Source organism: uncultured Nocardioides sp. (assembly GCF_947489365.1).
GTDB lineage: Bacteria > Actinomycetota > Actinomycetes > Propionibacteriales > Nocardioidaceae > Nocardioides.
Map to the genome: position 1 here is coordinate 82,800 of NZ_CANLDB010000008.1, position 17,304 is coordinate 100,103.

Consider the following 17,304-nt stretch of genomic DNA (forward strand, 5'->3'; position numbering starts at 1 on the left):
ACGACGGGCCGGGGCCCTGCCGCTACCGTGGAGGGCTCCCGGCCCGTCGTCGTCGACGCAGGAAGGAGGTCGTGATGTCCCCGAGCTGGTCCGACTGGCGCACCGACACCGCCGAGCGCGACTCGTTGCCCGCGGTGCCGGCGGACGAGCGCGACCTCGTGCTGACGCCGTACGCCCCCGGCTCGTCGCCGGACGAGACCCGCAGCGCGGCACCCCTCCTGGTGCCCGCCGAGCCCACCGGCGACCTGCCCCGCTCCCCGCGCTGGCCGCTGTACGCCGACGAGCCGACCACCACGGCCACCACGGCCACCACGGCCACCACGTCCGTCCAGGCCGCGACTCCGCTGACCGGGGCTGCCGCCGGCCGCCGCGGGGGCACGTCCTCCCGGCCGGTCCTGCCCCTGGTCGCCGCCGCCCTCGCGGTCACCCTGGCCGCCGGCACCGGCGTCTGGCTCGGCTGGCAGCCCGACGGCGCGGTCACGAGCGACGCCCCGACCGCCGGCCGGCAGGTGGACGACGCCGCCGAGCCCCGCGAGGGCGGCACCTCGCGCGGCGAGCAGCGCGAGGACCAGCAGCGCCAGGACCAGCAGGGCCGGCGCGACCGCGCCGACCGCACCGACCGCGCCGATCGGGGGGCACGCCCGCCGGACCTCGCGAGCCGCGCCCGCCGCGCCGCCGAGCCGCTGACGGAGGCCGTGACGGCGACCGCGCCGTCCACCGCCCCGCCGAACGAGGACCTCTCCGGGCGCACCGTCAGCTACGCCGCGCCGAACATGCTCGACGGGCGCGACGAGACGGCCTGGCGCATGGTCGGTGACGGTCGCGGCTCCGTCCTCACCTTCACCTTCGAGGAGCCCGTCATGGTGACGACCGTCGGACTGCTCAACGGCTACGCGAAGACCGGGTCGACCGGTGGGCGCGACGTCGACTGGTACGCCGGCAACCGCCGGGTCCGCCAGGTCGAGTGGTTCTTCGACGACGGCTCCCGCGTCGTGCACACCCTGCGCGACACCCCGCAGGTGCAGCGCACCGACATCCGGCCGCGCACCACGTCCACGGTCCGACTCCGGCTGACCCGCGTGTCCGGTCCGGGCGGCGGGCCGGACAGGCGCGACTACACGGCGATCAGCGAGGTCGCCCTGGACGGCGTCCCGCGCTCGTCGCTCGACTGAGGGTCGCCGCGGTGCTCGACTCCCTGGCACCGGCCCGGCGCCGGCTGGTGCTCGTCCTCGCCGGGGCGCTGGGGCTCGCGCTGGTCGCCGCGGTCGTGGCCGTGGTGCTGACCCGGACGCCGGACGCCGCCACCGCCGTGGCGCAGGACGACCCCGGCCCGGTGCTGCTCGTGCCGGGGTACGGCGCGTCCGGCGCCGGCCTCGAGCCGCTCGCCGACGCCCTGCGGGCCGAGGGACGCGAGGTGGTCGTCGTCGATCCCGTCGACGGCGGCACCGGCGACCTGCGGGCTCAGGCGGTCGCCCTGCACGAGGTGGCGCAGGAGACCGCGGACGAGGCCGGCGCGGCGTCCGTGGACGTCGTCGGGCACTCCGCCGGCGGCGTGGTCGCCCGGCTGTGGGTCGCCGAGGAAGGTGGCGACGCGCTCGCCCGCCGCGTGGTGACGCTGGGCTCGCCGCACCACGGCACCGAGGTGGCCGACCTGGGCGCCGAGCTAACCCCGGACTCCTGCCCGGAGGCCTGCCGCCAGCTCACGAGCGACAGCCCGCTGCTCGCGGGCCTGAACAGTGGCGACGAGACCCCGGAGGGCCCGGTGTGGGTGAGCGTCTGGACCGAGGGCGACCAGGTCGTCGTCCCCCCCACCTCGGGGCGGCTCGACGGCTCCGTGGCGTACGCCGTCCAGGACGTCTGCGGGGGCCTCGCCGTGGAGCACGGCGACCTGCCCTCGGACCCCGCGGTGATCGCGATGGTCCTCGACGCCCTCGGCGTCGACGTCCCCAGCGGCCCCCCGCCCCCCTCCGTCTGTTAGTCGAGTCGGCACGTCTGCGCACCCCATGACGGCCGAGTCGGCACGTCTGCGCACCCCACGGGTGCCAGCCGACGTCGCACACCTGCGCAGACGTGCCGACTCGAGCCCGTACATCTGCGCAGACCTGCCGACTCGGCGTCGTACGGCTGCGCAGACGTGCCGACTCGACCTAGCGGGTGACGTCCTTGGTGGTGAAGTTCGCCCAGGCGGCGCCGAGGAACACCGCGACGTAGAGCAGCTGCAGGCCGACGCCGCGCAGGATGTCGCGCCAGAAGATCGGGTCGCGGAAGAGGTCGGTGAACGCGAGCCAGTACCGCGTGATCAACCACGGGTGCAGGGCGCTCGCGGCGTCGAGCGTGAGCAGCAGCGTCGAGGCGATCAGGACGGCGATCGCGCCGAGCGCCGCGGCGAGCGGGGTGTCGACCAGGGTCGAGCAGAACAGCGCGATGGCGGCGACCCCGAGCATGCAGAGCATCGCGTAGCCGAGCGACATCAACGTCCGCGCCACGAGCTCGGGCGTCGTCAGGGAGGTGCCCGAGAAGGTCGCCGTCCCGGTGGTGACGTCCTGCTGGCCGAGCAGGGTCACGCCGACGACGTACGCCGTGACCGCGACGACGACGACCGCCAGCAGGGCGAACACGATGACGGCGACGAGCTTCGCGACGAGCAGCCGGGTCCGGCCGACGGGGCGGATCAGGACGTAGCGCAGGGTCCCGGCCTGACCCTCGCCCGCGACGGCCTCGCCGGCGGTCACGGCGACGGCGACCGGCAGGAACAGCGGCACGACCATCGCGAGCGCGGCCAGCGGGTAGAGGGTGCCGTCGGTCAGCACCGCCGAGAGGAACGCGGGGCCGCTGCCGGGGCGCGGCCCGACGCCCGTGACGGCGAGCAGGATCGCGACCAGCACGGGCAGGGCGTCGATCAGCGCGATCGTCACCCAGGTCCGACGGCTGCGGAGCAGCTTGACGAGCTCGACGCGGATCACGAGGCACGCTCCTGGCGGTCCCGCCGGTCGCCGGTGCCCTGCGAGGCCTCGAGGACGACGTCCTCGAGGCTGCGCCGCTCGGGCGCGAGCAGGGAGACACGGCAGCCGGCCTCGACGAGGTGGCGGTTGAGCCGGCCGGGGTCGCCGGCCCGCACCAGCAGGCGGTCGCCCTCGCGGTGCTCGACGGCGTCCCCGAGCAGCGTGGCGGCGCGGTCGGCGTCGACGGTGACGACCTCGGTGCGCCCGGTGGGTCCGTGCAGCGTCGACAGCTCGTCCTGCAGCACCAACCGCCCCCGGTCGAGGACCCCGACCCGGGTGCACATCTGCTCGATCTCGGCGAGCAGGTGGCTGGAGAGGAACACGGTGACGCCCGTGCGGTTCAGCTCGAGCAGCAGCTCGCGGATCTCGTGGATGCCCTGGGGGTCGAGACCGTTGGTCGGCTCGTCGAGCACGAGCAGCCGCGGCGAGCGCAGCAGCGCGGAGGCGAGCCCGAGCCGCTGCCGCATGCCCAGCGAGTAGGCCCGCACGGGTCGCCGGTCGATGCCGGCGAGGCCGACGCGCTCGAGGGCCTCGCCCACCCGTCGCTCCCGGGTACGACGCCCTCCCGCGGCGCCGGCGCGGCCCATCGCGTCGAACAGGCGCAGGTTGGCGCGGCCCGACAGCTGGTCGTACGCGCCGGGGCCCTCGACGAGGGCCCCCACCTGCGGCAGCACCTCGTGCCGGTGGCGCGGCATCGACAGGCCGAGCACCTCGGCATCGCCGCGGGTCGCCAGCACCAGCCCCAGCAGCATCCGCACCGTCGTCGTCTTGCCGGACCCGTTCGCGCCGAGGAAGCCGTAGACGTCGCCGTCGCGGACGTCGAGGTCGACGCCGTCCACCGCGGTGACGCGGCCGAACCGCTTGGTGAGACCCGCGGTGCGGATCACGGACCCGCTCACGACGCCTCCAGCGCGGTCGTCATGAACGCCCACGTCGGCGTCAGCGCCCGGCCGGCCCGCTCGAGGGTGTCGGTGGTGACGGGCCCGGTCACGAGCCAGCCGCCCCCGCTGCCGTCGTCGGTCAGCAGCACGCCCAGCGGCCCGAGGGCGACGACCGTCCGCTCGGGCGTCACCGAGGCCCCGGGGGTCAGCGCGAGCTGCTCGCGCAGCGGGCCGGCTCCCCGGTCGTCCAGCGGCAGCGCCATCATCCGGGTGACCCCCCGTCCGTAGATGCCGACGGCCCCGGAGGAGTCGGCGGTGCGGGGCAGGCCCGCGAGGCGCCCGGGCGGCGCGACCTCGGCGTACCGGCTGACGGCGTCGACGATGTCGAGCACCTCCTCGTCCTCGACGACCACGCCGTCGGGTGGGTCGAACGCCACCGTGGAGGCGGCGGGGGTGGCGTCGTCGAACTCGGCGAACGCCGTGCTCAGCACCGGGTCGTCGCCGTCGCCGTACACCTCCACCGCGAGGGGGACGGCGGTCTCGGCGTCGGCCCAGACGTCGACGTGGCGGACGGTCGCCTGCTCGAGCGACGGGGTGACCCGCAGGCCGAGGGCGTCGCGGCCGGCGACGCGGCGGGCGCCGATCCGGGAGACCTCGTCGTCGCGGACCCCGGCCATCACGTGGCGGGCGAGCTCGGGCGGCAGCAGGTCGACGGTGCGGGGCAGCCGGACGTCGGGGTCGCGCGACCGCTCCGCGGTGCCCTCGGCGATGCCGGTCTCGTAGCTCCACTCGGTGGTCCGCACGCCCTCGTGCCGCAGCCCGACCTCGCCGGCGGTCCGCAGCTCGTCGACGCGCCAGACGTCCGGGCCGCGCCACCAGGCACGCAGCCGGGTCTCCTCGCCCAGCAGGTCGCCGACGGAGGAGAACCGGTCGGCGTCGGGCAGCGCGAGGCTGCCCCGGGAGACGGCGTACCCGGACCACGGCTCGTCCGTCGAGGCCTGCACCCGCTCGGCGAGGGCGACCGCGTCGACGTCGGAGTCAGCGGCCGGCCAGGAGCGGACGGCGACGACGGCCGCGACGAACAGCGCCAGGCCGACGGCCAGGACCAGCCAGCGGCGCCCTGCGCCCGTCGCCCCGCTCATGTCCACCGACGCTACGTGGCCGGTCCACGAACGGACCGAGGCCGTTCCGTGACCTGCCAGCCATGGACGTGGTCCGCCGGACCGGGTTAGAACGGAGTGCGCGCCTCTGCACTGGTCCAGACCGGTCTGTCTCGGGTCCCGACCGCCGTCACGCGGCGCGCTGATCGCAGCACCTCTCGGATCCCCTCTCGGAACGGACCACTCTGTGAATCCATCACCCCTGCGCGCGCGCCGACAGCGCCGCGTCGTCGTCGCAGCGGCCACCCTCGCCGCCGCGGCCGTCACCGCCTCGACCCTGGGTGCCGTCGCCCCGGCGTACGCCGCCCCCACCGGGCCCGGTAGCAGTCCCGCCGGCGTCGCGGCCGACCCGAGCGAGGTCGGCGCCCCCGACAAGGGCTACGGGCCGGCCGACACCCAGCGTCTCGCCGACGCCGAGGAGGCCGGCCAGGAGCGCGTGTCGCTCCTCGTCGCCGCCGGGGAGGGTGAGAGCGACACCGCCCTCGCCGCCCTCGCCGACCTCGGCGGGCGCCTCGAGGCCCGCGACGAGTCCGTCGACTACCTCCGCGTCTCCGTGCCGCTGGAGAACGCCGAGGACGTCCCCCGCCTCGGCTCCGTCAAGGCCGTCGACGTCGACGGCCTGGTGGAGCTCGACGACCCGCGGCCGATCGGCCAGGGCCAGGAGGACCCGCAGCCGCAGAAGGCGCCGAACAAGCGCACCCCGGTCGCGAACCCCTACATGCCGACCCAGGACACCGGTGCCGCGCAGTTCGCCAAGGGCGCGCGCGACGGCCGCGGCGTGACCGTCGCGATCCTCGACTCCGGCGTCGACATGGACCACCCCGCGCTCCGCACCACCTCGCAGGGGCAGCGCAAGGTGATCGACTGGTACAACGCCAACTCCCCCACCTCCGGTGACGGCACCTGGCTGCGCATGTCGAGCGCGACGTACACCGGTGAGTTCACCGCCGCCGGCGGCACCTGGACGGCGCCCGCCTCGGGCGGCCCGTACAGCTTCGCCGTCCTCAACGAGGGCGCCCAGGACCTGGGGCAGGCCGGCAGCGACTTCGGCGCCGACCTCGACCGGGACGGCGTCCTGCGCGAGAACATCGGCGTCATCCAGGACACCACCACCAAGGAGGTCCTCGTCGACCTCGACGGTGACCGCGACTTCACCGACTCGAAGCGCCTGATCGACTACAAGGTGAAGAAGGACGTCGGCTTCTTCGGCGTCGACGACGAGCAGACCGCGATCCGCGAGCGGATGGCGTTCGTCGTCCAGACCGACCGGTCCCAGTACGGCTCCGGCATCCCGTGGGTCGGCATCGGCATCTCCGGCAGCCACGGCTCGCACGTCGCCGGCATCGCCACCGGCCACGCGCTGTTCGGTGGCGCGATGAACGGCGCCGCGCCCGGCGCGAAGGTGATGGCCATCAAGGCCTGCCTCGCCTCCACGTCCTGCACCAGCTCCGGCCTCGTCGACGGCGTCCTGTACGCCGCCCGCAACGGCGCCGACGTCGTCAACATCTCGATCGGCGGCCTGCCCGCCCTCAACGACGGCGACAACGCCCGCGCGGAGCTCTACAACCGCGTGATCGACGAGTACGACATGCAGCTCGTCATCTCGGCCGGCAACTCCGGCGCCGGCCTCAACACGGTCGGCGACCCCTCGGTCGCGAGCAACGCCCTCAGCGTCGCCTCGTCGATCACCGACGACACCTGGCTGTCGAACTACGGCGCCGAGGTCACCGCGCCCGAGGACCTGCACCAGTTCTCCTCCCGCGGGCCCCGCGAGGACGGCGGCTTCAAGCCGCAGGTCTCGGCCCCTGGCTCGGCGATCTCCACCACCCCGCCGTGGCAGCCGGGCGGCCCCGTCGCCGGCACCTACGCGCTGCCCCCGGGCTACAGCCAGTTCAACGGCACCTCCATGGCCGCGCCGCAGACCACCGGCGCCGCGGCGCTGCTGATCGGCGCCTACAAGCGCCTCAACGACGGCGAGCGTCCGTCCGCCGAGGACCTGCGCACGGCCATCATGTCCAGCGCCCGCTTCATGCCCGCGGCCGACGCCGCGGAGCAGGGCACCGGCGTGGTCGACGTCCCCGCCGCCTGGCAGCTCCTCAAGGCCGGCATCGACACCGAGTCCATCGAGACCCGGGTCCAGGTCAACACCGTCCTCGCCGACCAGCTCGGTGAGCCCGGCGTCGGCGTCGGCATCCACGACCGCGAGGGCGTGAGCGGCAGCTACACCCGCACCTACAGCGTCACCCGCACCGAGGGCCGTCCGGGCACCCACCCGTTCACCCTGTCGTGGGTCGGCAACGACGGCACGTTCACGGCGCCCTCCAGCGTCGACCTGCCGCTGGGCCAGGCCGTCGACGTGCCCGTCCGGATCACCCCGAAGGGCAAGGGCGCGCACTCCGCCGTCCTGCGCATGGACTCCCCCGACACCACCGGTGTCGACGGCCAGACCATGAACGTCGTGGTGAACCCGAACGTCGCCGGCGAGGGCAACGGCTTCTCGGTGCGCAAGCGCGGCACCGTGGGTCGCAACGAGACGAAGAGCATGTTCGTCCGGGTGCCCGAGGGCGCGACCGCGCTCCGCGTCGACATGACCGGGGGCGGCGAGGCCGCCGGCGCCGGCCAGATCCGGTTCAACCGCATCGGGCCCGACGGCCTGCCGATCGACCCGGCCGGCTCGCTGGCCTGCTACACCCCGGTCGTCACGCCCGGCGGCAGCTGCGCCACCGGTGACCCGGACAGCCGCACGACCCTCAACCCGACGCCCGGCGTCTGGGAGGTCGTCGTCGACGCCCGTCGTACCTCCGACACGAACGCGGCCCGCTTCACCGTCGAGGCCACCGTGCTCGGCGCCGTGGTCACCCCCGACCCGGACGTGGTCGAGCAGGCCGTCGTCGGTGAGCCCGTCGAGCGGAGCTACGAGATCACCAACCAGTTCGCGGCATTCGAGGGCCGGGCCCGCGGTGGCGCGCTGAGCAGCGCGTTCATCGACCGTCCGACCATCGCGGACCTGGCGCAGAACGAGCAGGAGATCGAGGTCCCGGCCGACGCGACGTCGCTGTCGGTGCAGATCGGCAACCCGTCCGACGCGGGGTCCGACCTGGACCTGATCCTCTACTACTGCCCCGCCGACGGGGACTGCGTCGAGCGGGCGTCCTCGGCGGGCGGCACCTCCGAGGAGGCCGTCCGGGTCGCGAACCCGCAGGCCGGCACCTGGGTGGCGCTGGTGGACGGCTACTCCGTGCCCGCGGGCACGACGGAGTACGACTACCGCGACGTCATCGCGGCGCCGGGCTACGGCTCGCTGGTGCTCGACGACACCGACAAGCAGCGCGCCACCGGGGAGACCTGGACCGTCGAGGGCGTGCTGACCGCGGAGTCCGACCCGGGCGAGGGCCGCTCCCTGCTCGGTGAGGTCGCCGTCGTCGACACCGAGGGCGAGCGCGTCGGCTCCGGCCAAGTGCTCGTCGAGGAGGTCGTGCCCGCGCAGGGCTGACCGACCGACACCATCGGTGACCCGCCGCGGCCCGTCTCCCCCCGGGGAGGCGGGCCGTCGGCGTCCAGGGGGCGTTCAGGCGGCGAGGAGACCGGCCAGCACCGACGCCGCCCGGTCCACCTGGGCGGTGTCGACGTCGAGGTGGGTGACCACGCGCAGCGTGCGGGCGCCCACGGCCCCGACGCGGACGCCCTGCTCGGCGGCCCGTCGTACGACGTCGGCGGCGCCGCCCGGCCCGTCGACCTCGACGACGACGATGTTGGTGTCCACCCCGTCCGGGTCGACGCCGCAGGCCTCGGCGAGCCGCTTCGCGTGGGCGTGGTCGTCCGCCAGACGCTCGACGTGGTGGTCGAGTGCGTGCAGGCCCGCGGCCGCGAGCACGCCGACCTGCCGCATCCCGCCACCCATCCGCTTGCGCCAGGTCCGCGACTCCGCGATCGCGTCGGCGCTGCCGAACACGAGCGACCCGACGGGGGCGCCGAGACCCTTGGACAGGCAGACGGCGCCGACGTCGACCAGCCCGCCGTACGTCGCGAGGTCGACGCCGCTCGCGACGTGGGCGTTCCAGATCCGGGCGCCGTCGAGGTGGACGGCGCAGCCCTGGGCGTCGGCGAAGGCGCGGACCGCCCGCAGGTCCTCCAGCGGCACCACGGTGCCGCCGGCGAAGTTGTGGGTGTTCTCGAGCGCGATCGCCGCGGTCGGCACGAAGTACGGGCCGAGGTCGGGGGCGAACATCCGCTCGACGGTCGGCAGGTCCACCCCGCCGCGCGGGTGGTGCCAGGTCCGCATCGTGACGCCCGTGTACGCCGCGTGGGCGCCCAGCTCAGCCCGCGCGATGTGCGCCGAGGCCTCGCACAGCACCTCCTGCCCGACGCCGACGACCGTGCGCAGCGCGAGCACGTTCGCCATCGAGCCGGTGGGGGTGAACAGCGCCGCCTCGTGGCCGAGCAGCGCCGCCACCCGCTCCTCGAGCGCGGCGACGGTCGGGTCCTCGCCGTACACGTCGTCGCCGACCTCGGCGCGGGCCATCGCGGCGCGCATCGCCTCGGTGGGGCGGGTGACGGTGTCGGACCTCAGGTCGATGGGGGCGTCCACCCGTCGAGCCAACCAGACCCCGTCGAGCCCCTCACCGGCGGCAGGGGGCCCGCGCGGGTCGGGCGCGGGTCACGTGTGGCGGCTCAGGCGCGGCGGAGCATCGCGGCCACGAGGAAGGCCAGCTCGAGGGACTGCACGCGGTTGAGGCGCGGGTCGCAGACCGACTCGTAGCGGTTGTGCAGGTCGACCTCGGCGAGGTCCTCCCCGCCGCCGACGCACTCCGTGACGTCGTCACCGGTGAGCTCGACGTGGATGCCGCCGGGCCAGGTGCCGAGCGAGCGGTGGACGTCGAAGAAGCCCTGCACCTCGTCGGTCACGTCGTCGAGGCGCCGGGTCTTGTAGCCCGAGGACGCCTCGAAGGTGTTGCCGTGCATCGGGTCGCAGATCCACGCGACCGAGAGGCCGGCCGCGGTGACCTTCTCGACCAGCGACGGCAGGCCGTCGCGGATCTTGGAGGCGCCGAAGCGGGTGATGAACGTCAGCCGGCCCGGGGTGTTGTCGGGGTTGAGGCGCTCCGCGAGCGCGATGGCGTCGTCCGCGCTGGTCGTGGGCCCGAGCTTGACGCCGATCGGGTTGCGGATGTGGCGCAGCAGCTCGACGTGCGCCCCGTCGAGCTGGCGGGTGCGCTCACCGATCCACACGAAGTGCCCCGAGACGTCGTACGGCGCCTGCGTGCGGGAGTCGATGCGGGTCATGGCGTGCTCGTACTCGAGCACGAGCGCCTCGTGGCTGGAGTGCACCTGGGTGGTGGCGAGCTCGCTCGGGTCGGCGCCGATGGCCTTCATGAAGGTCATCGCGCGGTCGATCTCGCCGGCGAGCACCTCGTAGCGCTGCCCGGCGGGCGAGTCGCGGACGAAGTCGGTGTTCCAGGTGTGGACCTCGCGCAGGTCGGCGTACCCGCCGGTGACGAAGGCGCGGACGAGGTTCAGCGTCGCGGCCGACGAGTGGTAGACGTCGACCAGGCGCTCGGGGTCCGGCACCCGGTCGGCCTCGGTGAACGGGAAGCCGTTGACCGCGTCGCCGCGGTAGGCGGGGAGCGTCAGCTCGCGCCCGTCGACCGTGCGGGTCTCGGTGTCGGAGGAGCGCGGCTTGGCGTACTGCCCGGCGATCCGGCCGACCTTCACGACGGGCACGGAGGCGGCGTACGTCAGCACGACGGCCATCTGCAGCAGCACCCGCAGCTTGTTGCGCACGTTGTCGGCGGTCACGCCGGCGAAGGTCTCGGCGCAGTCGCCGCCCTGCAGGACGAACGCCTCGCCCCGCGCCACGGCCGCCAGCTGGTCGGTCAGGGCGTCGCACTCCCCGGCGAACACCAGCGGCGGGAACGTGCGCAGACGGGCCACGGCGGCGTCGAGCGCGGCACGGTCGGGGTACGTCGGCTGCTGGGCCGCTCCGCGTGCGTGCAGGCTCTCGAGGTCGGGGATCGTCACGGCCCCCAGGGTACGGCGGTCCCGCCTCGCGCCCCGCACCGGTGACGAGGCGCGGACTAGCCTCCTCCGGTGGCCATCCTCATCGACCCGGCGGCGTGGCCGGCGTACGGACGGCTGTGGTCGCACCTGGTCAGCGACACCTCGCTCGCCGAGCTGCACGCGTTCGCCGCGGACCACGGGGTGAGCCGTCGGTTGTTCGAGGGCGACCACTACGACGTCCCCGACGTCGCGTACGACGCCCTCGTCGCGGCCGGCGCCCGCCCGGTGACGTCCCGTGAGGTGGTGACGGCGCTGCGCGCGGCCGGCCTGCGGCTGCGGAAGCGGAAGGGCGAGCGGCCGGTGGAGCGGCTGACCGGCCTCGACCTCGGCGACGGCGTCCCCCGCGAGGTCGACCTGCTGCTGTCGGACTGGCCCCCGCCGGCCGAGCGCACGTACGCCGCCAGCGTGCTGCTGCGCGACTCAGCCGGCCGCTGCGCGGTCGTGTTCAGCACCCGCCGCCGGGTCTGGGGCCCGCCCGCGGGCCGCACGGAGCCCGGCGAGGACGCCGTCGCGACCGCGGTCCGCGAGGTGGCGGAGGAGACCGGCGTCCGCCTCGACCCGGCGGACCTGCGGCTGCTGGGCCACGAGGTGTTCCGGCCCGCCCTCGCCCCGGGCCGAGACCTGCTCGCGTTCCTCACCGCCACCGTGCCCGGCAGCCCCCCGCTCGCCGGCGAGGGCGACGAGACCACCGGCCACGCCTGGGTGACGCCGACCGAGCTGGAGCGCCGCTGCTCCGGCGAGTTCTGGTGGCCACTCGTCGGCCACGTCCTCGCGCTGGGTCCCTGGGCGCGGCGCTGACGCCTGCTCCGTGGTCGCGTCCGGCTCCGGCCGCCCGCGGCGCGGCTACGGCGGCCGGCGGCCCTCCGTTTGTGCGGAAACGGTGGCTTCCGGTGCCGAACGACTGCCGTTTGTGACGAAACGGCACCTCGACGACCGCTGCCGGACGACCCGCACCCGACGGACGGGTCACCGGCCGCCGCACGGCGAGCGCGGGTCAGTCCTCGAGGTGCTCGATGTCGCGGAAGCCGGTCTTCTTGGCGCGGATGCCGCGGTTGGTGAGCCAGGTGAAGGCCCAGAGCACGATGCCGAGCAGCAGGAGGCCGCCGGCGACCTCGTACTGCACCCAGTCCTCGGAGTCGCGTGCCCACGGGCCGACGAGGAAGGCGCTGGCGACCGCGCCGGCGACCGGGATGGGGGTGGGGGCCCGGAAGGCGCCCTGCGGGGTGGGGTCGCGACGCAGCACGAGGCAGGCGACGTTGACGATGGTGAAGACGACGAGCAGGAGGAGGCCGGTGGTGCCGGCCAGCGCCGAGACCACCGTGGTGTCGCCGAGCTGGGCGACGACCGTGATCACGCCGAGCGCGAGCACCGTGGTGAAGAGGATCGCGGACCACGGCGACTGCCGCTTCGGCAGCACCTTCGCCAGCGACCGCGGCAGGACGTCCTGCTTGGCCATGCCGTAGACCAGGCGGCTCGCCATCAGCATGTTGATCAGCGCGGTGTTCGCGACGGCGAAGACGGTGAGGAACGGGAAGATCGTGTCCACGGGCAGGTCCGGGGCGCCGACGCGGACGACGTCCAGCAGGATCCCGGCGTCCGGGTTCACGGGGTCGGCGATGTCGCCCGGTGGGATCACCGCGACCACCATCACCGCGACGACCATGTAGATCAGGACGGCGATCCCGAGCCCGGTGAGCATCGTGCGGGGGAAGATCCGCTGCGGGTCCTTCGTCTCCTCGACCATGTTCACGGAGTCCTCGAAGCCCACCATCGCGAAGAACGCGATCGCGGTGGCCACGGTGACGGCGGCGAACATGCCGCGGTCGGAGCCGGACTCGAAGACCACGACGCGGCCGAGGTCGCCGTCCCCTCGGCCGATGGCCCAGATCCCGACGCCGATCACGATCGCGAGCGCGGTGACCTCGACCATCGTGAGGACGACGTTGAACTTCACGCTCTCGCCGACGCCGCGCAGGTTGATCAGCGCGAGGACGACCATGAACAGCAGCGCGACCGGCAGCGCCGGGGCGTCGTCGAAGCCCAGGCCGATCAGCAGGTTGCTGGCGAGCAGGTTGGACGACGTGGAGGCGCTGGTGATGCCGGAGCAGACGACGGCGAAGGCGACCAGGAACGTCACGAAGTGCAGGCCGAACGCCTTGTGCGTGTACAGCGCGGCGCCGGCCGCCTGCGGGTACTTCGTGACCAGCTCGAGGTAGGAGAAGGCCGTCAGCGTGGCGATCGCGAAGGCGACGAGGAACGGCAGCCAGGCCATGCCGCCGACCTCGCCGGCGATGTCGCCGGTGACGGCGTAGATGCCGGCGCCGAGGATGTCGCCGACGATGAACAGCAGCAGCAGCCGTGGACCCAGCACCCGCTTCAGCGGTGGTTCCGCGGCGGTCCGTCCCCCGAGGTCCTGACCCGCCAGGTCCGACATGACACTCCCCTCGTCCGCGGGCGCGTCCGCGCCCGTCGCCGGAGGCACCCCCCAGCGCATCCGTGGCCCACCACTGTGGCCGCCCCACCGGACGATGTCCACGACATCGGCAGTTTCCGTGGCCACCTGTCCGGTGGGCCCGCGGTGCTGCCGGAAGCGAATAACCGGATGAGACTGTCCGGACGCACGCCTACTGTGGATCCTCGTGTCGACCACCACCCGGGCCACCGAGGCCTCCGCCGTCCCGGACCCCCTCACCCCCGGGACGACCGACGACCCGGCCCGCCGGCTCGACCTCGGCCGGCTGCGCAGCCCGCAGGCCACGACCGCGGTGTCGGTGGCCGCCCTCGGGGCGCTCGGCTCGGCGCTGGGCAGCGTCGTGGCCGGCCGGATCGCCGACGACCCGACGAGCCTGCTCGTGGGGCTGCTGGCGATCGCCGTCGTCGGCGGCGCCCTGCTCGACACCGCCGGGCGCACCGTCTGGTCGGCCGTCGTCGACCGTGCCGAGGGCCGGCTGCGCGCCGACCTCGTCACCGCCGCGCTGTCGCAACCGCTGGCGGCGCTGTCCGAGCAGGCCGTCGGGGAGATCCTCGACCGGGTCGACGACGACACCCACGAGATCGGGACGCTGCTGCGCGGGCCGGCCTGGGAGGCGCTGCGCACCACCCTGGTCGCCCTGCCGCTCTGGGTCGTCGCCGGCGTCACCTGGTGGCCGATGTGGCTGCTGTTCCCGCTCGCCGCGGCGCTCGCGCTGGCCGCCGTACGACGCACGCTCGGCGAGATCAAGCGGCTGCGGATCATCGAGGAGATGGCGTGGACCGACCACGCCGCCGCGATGGAGGAGGGCATCGCCGGGCGCGACGACCTCCGCACCAGCCTCGGCCGCTCCTACCTGCTGCGGCGCACCAGCGAGCTGGCGGCCGCCTGCCACGCCCGCTTCGACGACGTCCTGCGGCTCGAGGTGTCCGTGACGCGGCGGGCCGGGCTGATCCTGCACCTGCTGCTGGCCGGCATCGCCGTCGGCGGCGTCGCGGTCGCGATCGACGGCGGCCTGGGCGTCGGCGCGCTCGTCACGCTCTTCCTGGTCACCTCGACCTTCGTCGGGCAGGTCTCCCGACTGGCCGAGCAGCTCCCCGACCTGCAGGCCGGCCTGGGCGCCGTCGTCCGGCTGCGACAGCTGCTGGAGGTCCCGCCCGAGCCCGTCGGCGGACGCCCGCTGCCGCCCGGCTCGCTCGACCTGGAGCTCCGCGACCTCCACTTCCGCTACCCCACCGAGACCGGCGGGGGCGCGTTCGCGCTCCAGGGCCTCGACGTGCACCTCCGCGCCGGGCGCACCCTGGCGCTCGTCGGTCGCACCGGGTCGGGCAAGTCCACGGTCGTCTCGCTGCTCTCCCGGGCGGTCGAGCCCCCGGCCGGGAGCGTGCTGCTCGGCGGCCGCGACGTCCTCGACGTCGACCTCGAGGAGCTCCGCCGCGGCGTCGGCGTCGTCAGCCAGCGCACCGAGATCGTCGCCGGCACCCTGGCCGAGAACGTCGCCCTCTTCGGCGACGTGCCGCGCCACCGGGTCGAGTCGGCGGTCGCCGAGCTCGGGCTGGAGGGCTGGGTCGCCGGTCTCCCCCGCGGCCTCGACACCCTGCTCGGCCCCGGCGGCGTGACGCTGTCCGCCGGCGAGGAGCAGCTCGTGGCGTTCGCGAGGCTGCTGGTGCGCGACGTCCGCCTCGTCGTCCTCGACGAGGCCACCGCGCGCATGGACCCGCACACCGAGGCCCAGGTCGTGCACGCCGCCGACCGGCTCCTCGCCGGGCGCACCGGCGTCCTGGTCGCCCACCGCCTCGCGACGATCGCCCGCGCGGACGACGTCGTCGTCCTCGAGGCGGGCCGCGCGGTCCAGCAGGGCTCCCGGATGCGGCTCGCCGCGGAGCCGGGGCCGCTGCGCGACCTGCTGGACGCCGCCGGGTTCGACCACACCTTCGGCGCCGAGGTCGAGGCCCCGCCGGCCCCGTCCGGCCCGGACGGCGGTCCCGTCGCCGTGGGCGGTCGCCGTCGTACCGGTCCCCCGCCGGAGCGCGAGAGCCCCGGACCGGGCCTGCCGCTGGCGCGGCTGACCCGGCGCGTGCTGTCGATCCACCCCTGGTGGGGCCTGTTCTGCGCGTTCCTGTTCCTCCTCTGCTCGCTGGTGGGGGCGTTCGGCGCCGTCACCGGGCTGGCGTGGGGCCTGGCGATCGAGGACCTGCGTGACGGCGGCCGCCCGTGGTGGCTGCTCGTCGGCGTCGTCGTCTCGCTGCTCCTGTCCCCGCTCCTGATCGCCCAGGCGATCCGCGGCTACCCCCGGTGGTGGATCGCGGTGATGCTGCGCGTGCGCACCTCGGTGCTCGCCGCGCAGACCGACCAGCACCGCCTGCCCCGCACCCCGCCCGGCGAGGTCGTCGCCCGCGCCATGGACTCCGACCGTCTGGCCCGGTACGGCGACCGCTGGGTCGACGTCACCAACGGGCTGCTGGTCGCCGTGGTCACCGCCGCCCTCGGGCTCAACCTCGGCGCCGGTCTCGTGCTGCTCGTGGTCATGGGCGTCTCGGCGATCGCCTCCGTCATCGGGGCGCCGTACGCCGGCCGTGCGGCGGCGGGGGCCTCGACCAGCCGGGCGCGCTTCGGCCGCGCCCTGGTCTCGGCGCTCGACTCCGCCCGCACGCTCAAGCTCGCCGCCGCCACCCGCGACGCCCGGACCCACCTCGCCGCCGTCGACGGCGGCCGGGTGGACGCAGCGGTCAAGGAGCACCGCATCCTGGCGCTGCTCGAGGGCGTGCCCGTCGTGATGGTCCAGGTGGGCGTGGTCACCGCGTGGGCGGTGTACCTGCTCGAGGGCTGGGACCTCGCGACGGCGCTGCTCGTGTCCGGCGCCGTCCTCGGCTTCGGCTGGTTCGGCCAGGTCGCCGCCCGGGTCATCACCGAGGCCCCCGGCGTCCGGGCCTGGGCCGCCGAGACCTCCCGCTTCGCCGGCGGCCGCGACCTGATGACCCTCCCGGACGGCGTCGACCTCGTCGCGGGCAGCGCGCCCGCACCCCCGCCCGCCGCCCGCCAGCGCCTGGAGAGCATCGAGCTGGCCGACGTCGACGCCATCCACGACGACGGGACGATCGGCGTCAGCGACGTCGACCTGCGCGTCGACCGCGGCGACCTGGTGCTGCTCGTCGGCCAGGTCGGGTCGGGCAAGTCGAGCCTGCTCTCCGCGCTGGCGGGGCTGGTCACCCACACCGGGGCGATCCGGTGGAACGGCGTCGCGGTCGACGACCCGGAGCACGACCTGCGACCCGCCCGGGTGGCGCACGTCGCGCAGGTGCCCCGGGTGCTGTCCGGCACCTTCGGCGACAACGTGCTCCTCGACCACGCCGACCGCACGCTCCACCCGGCGGTGGACGACGCCCGCCTCGGCCGCGACCTGGAGGAGGCCGGCGGTCCGGACTCCCTGGTCGGGCACCGCGGCGTCCGGTTGTCGGGCGGCCAGGTGCAGCGCCTGGCCCTCGCCCGCGCGCTCGCCACCGACGCGGAGCTGCTGCTCGCCGACGACGTGTCCTCGGCACTCGACGCCACCACGGAGATCGAGCTGTGGTCGGCGCTGCGCGAGCGCGGGACGACCGTCCTCGGGTCGACGTCCAAGGCCGCCGCCCTGGCGCTCGCCGACACCGTCGTCGTCCTGGTCGACGGCCGGATCGCCGCGCAGGGTCCGTGGACCGAGCTGTCGTCGACCTGGGGCCATCTGGCCGGCTGAGGTC

The 17,304-nt window shown here is 74.9% G+C and carries 11 protein-coding genes; 5 read left to right on the top strand and 6 right to left on the bottom strand.

Going from position 1 to position 17,304, the window contains the following annotated elements:
• Positions 1 to 74 precede the first annotated feature (74 nt).
• On the top strand, positions 75 to 1,172 hold the full coding sequence (locus Q0858_RS18795) for a hypothetical protein (protein WP_299057709.1): 1,098 nt from the start codon (positions 75 to 77) through the stop codon (positions 1,170 to 1,172).
• An 11-nt stretch (positions 1,173 to 1,183) separates the two neighbouring features.
• On the top strand, positions 1,184 to 1,978 hold the full coding sequence (locus Q0858_RS18800; protein WP_299057711.1) for an alpha/beta fold hydrolase: 795 nt from the start codon (positions 1,184 to 1,186) through the stop codon (positions 1,976 to 1,978).
• 169 nt (positions 1,979 to 2,147) lie between these two features.
• Here the strand turns inward: Q0858_RS18800 and Q0858_RS18805 are convergent, their stop codons facing one another.
• Genes Q0858_RS18805 through Q0858_RS18815 form a run of 3 tightly spaced genes read right to left on the bottom strand, consistent with a single transcriptional unit; the run spans position 2,148 to position 5,025 of the window.
• Complete coding sequence (locus Q0858_RS18805) at positions 2,148 to 2,963, bottom strand: ABC transporter permease (RefSeq protein WP_299057713.1); 816 nt, start codon at positions 2,961 to 2,963, stop codon at positions 2,148 to 2,150.
• Positions 2,960 to 3,901, bottom strand: a complete 942-nt coding sequence (locus tag Q0858_RS18810; protein WP_299057715.1) for an ATP-binding cassette domain-containing protein — start codon at positions 3,899 to 3,901, stop codon at positions 2,960 to 2,962. Before Q0858_RS18810 ends, Q0858_RS18805 begins: the two co-directional genes overlap by 4 nt.
• On the bottom strand, positions 3,898 to 5,025 hold the full coding sequence (locus Q0858_RS18815) for a hypothetical protein (protein WP_299057717.1): 1,128 nt from the start codon (positions 5,023 to 5,025) through the stop codon (positions 3,898 to 3,900). Before Q0858_RS18815 ends, Q0858_RS18810 begins: the two co-directional genes overlap by 4 nt.
• Positions 5,026 to 5,230: 205 nt before the next feature.
• Between Q0858_RS18815 and Q0858_RS18820 the strand changes: the two genes are divergently transcribed.
• The gene (locus Q0858_RS18820; RefSeq protein ID WP_299057719.1) at positions 5,231 to 8,536 is read left to right on the top strand and encodes a S8 family serine peptidase; all 3,306 of its coding nucleotides are present in this window, start codon (positions 5,231 to 5,233) and stop codon (positions 8,534 to 8,536) included.
• A 75-nt stretch (positions 8,537 to 8,611) separates the two neighbouring features.
• Here Q0858_RS18820 and Q0858_RS18825 read toward each other — a convergent pair whose 3' ends face one another.
• Both Q0858_RS18825 and Q0858_RS18830 read right to left on the bottom strand, forming a co-directional pair.
• Complete coding sequence (locus Q0858_RS18825; protein WP_299057721.1) at positions 8,612 to 9,631, bottom strand: low specificity L-threonine aldolase; 1,020 nt, start codon at positions 9,629 to 9,631, stop codon at positions 8,612 to 8,614.
• Between the two features lie 83 nt (positions 9,632 to 9,714).
• Positions 9,715 to 11,070, bottom strand: coding sequence for a class II 3-deoxy-7-phosphoheptulonate synthase (locus Q0858_RS18830; protein WP_299057965.1), 1,356 nt, complete (start codon positions 11,068 to 11,070; stop codon positions 9,715 to 9,717).
• A gap of 60 nt (positions 11,071 to 11,130) precedes the next feature.
• Between Q0858_RS18830 and Q0858_RS18835 the strand changes: the two genes are divergently transcribed.
• Positions 11,131 to 11,898, top strand: a complete 768-nt coding sequence (locus tag Q0858_RS18835) for a DUF4031 domain-containing protein (RefSeq protein ID WP_299057723.1) — start codon at positions 11,131 to 11,133, stop codon at positions 11,896 to 11,898.
• A 196-nt stretch (positions 11,899 to 12,094) separates the two neighbouring features.
• On the opposite strand, the gene Q0858_RS18840 is transcribed toward Q0858_RS18835, so the two are convergent.
• Entirely contained in the window at positions 12,095 to 13,534 is a 1,440-nt protein-coding gene (locus tag Q0858_RS18840; protein WP_299057727.1) for an APC family permease, read from the bottom strand.
• Between the two features lie 205 nt (positions 13,535 to 13,739).
• Here Q0858_RS18840 and Q0858_RS18845 point away from each other — a divergent pair, with 205 nt between their 5' ends.
• On the top strand, positions 13,740 to 17,300 hold the full coding sequence (locus Q0858_RS18845; RefSeq protein WP_299057729.1) for an ABC transporter ATP-binding protein: 3,561 nt from the start codon (positions 13,740 to 13,742) through the stop codon (positions 17,298 to 17,300).
• The last annotated feature ends 4 nt before the right edge of the window (positions 17,301 to 17,304 follow it).

Coding starts and splice junctions, on each gene's coding strand:
- Q0858_RS18795 (WP_299057709.1), top strand. CDS start 75: ATGTCCCCGAGCTGGTCCGACTGGCGCACCGACACCGCCGAGCGCGAC.
- Q0858_RS18840 (WP_299057727.1), bottom strand. CDS start 13,534: ATGTCGGACCTGGCGGGTCAGGACCTCGGGGGACGGACCGCCGCGGAA.
- Q0858_RS18815 (WP_299057717.1), bottom strand. CDS start 5,025: ATGAGCGGGGCGACGGGCGCAGGGCGCCGCTGGCTGGTCCTGGCCGTC.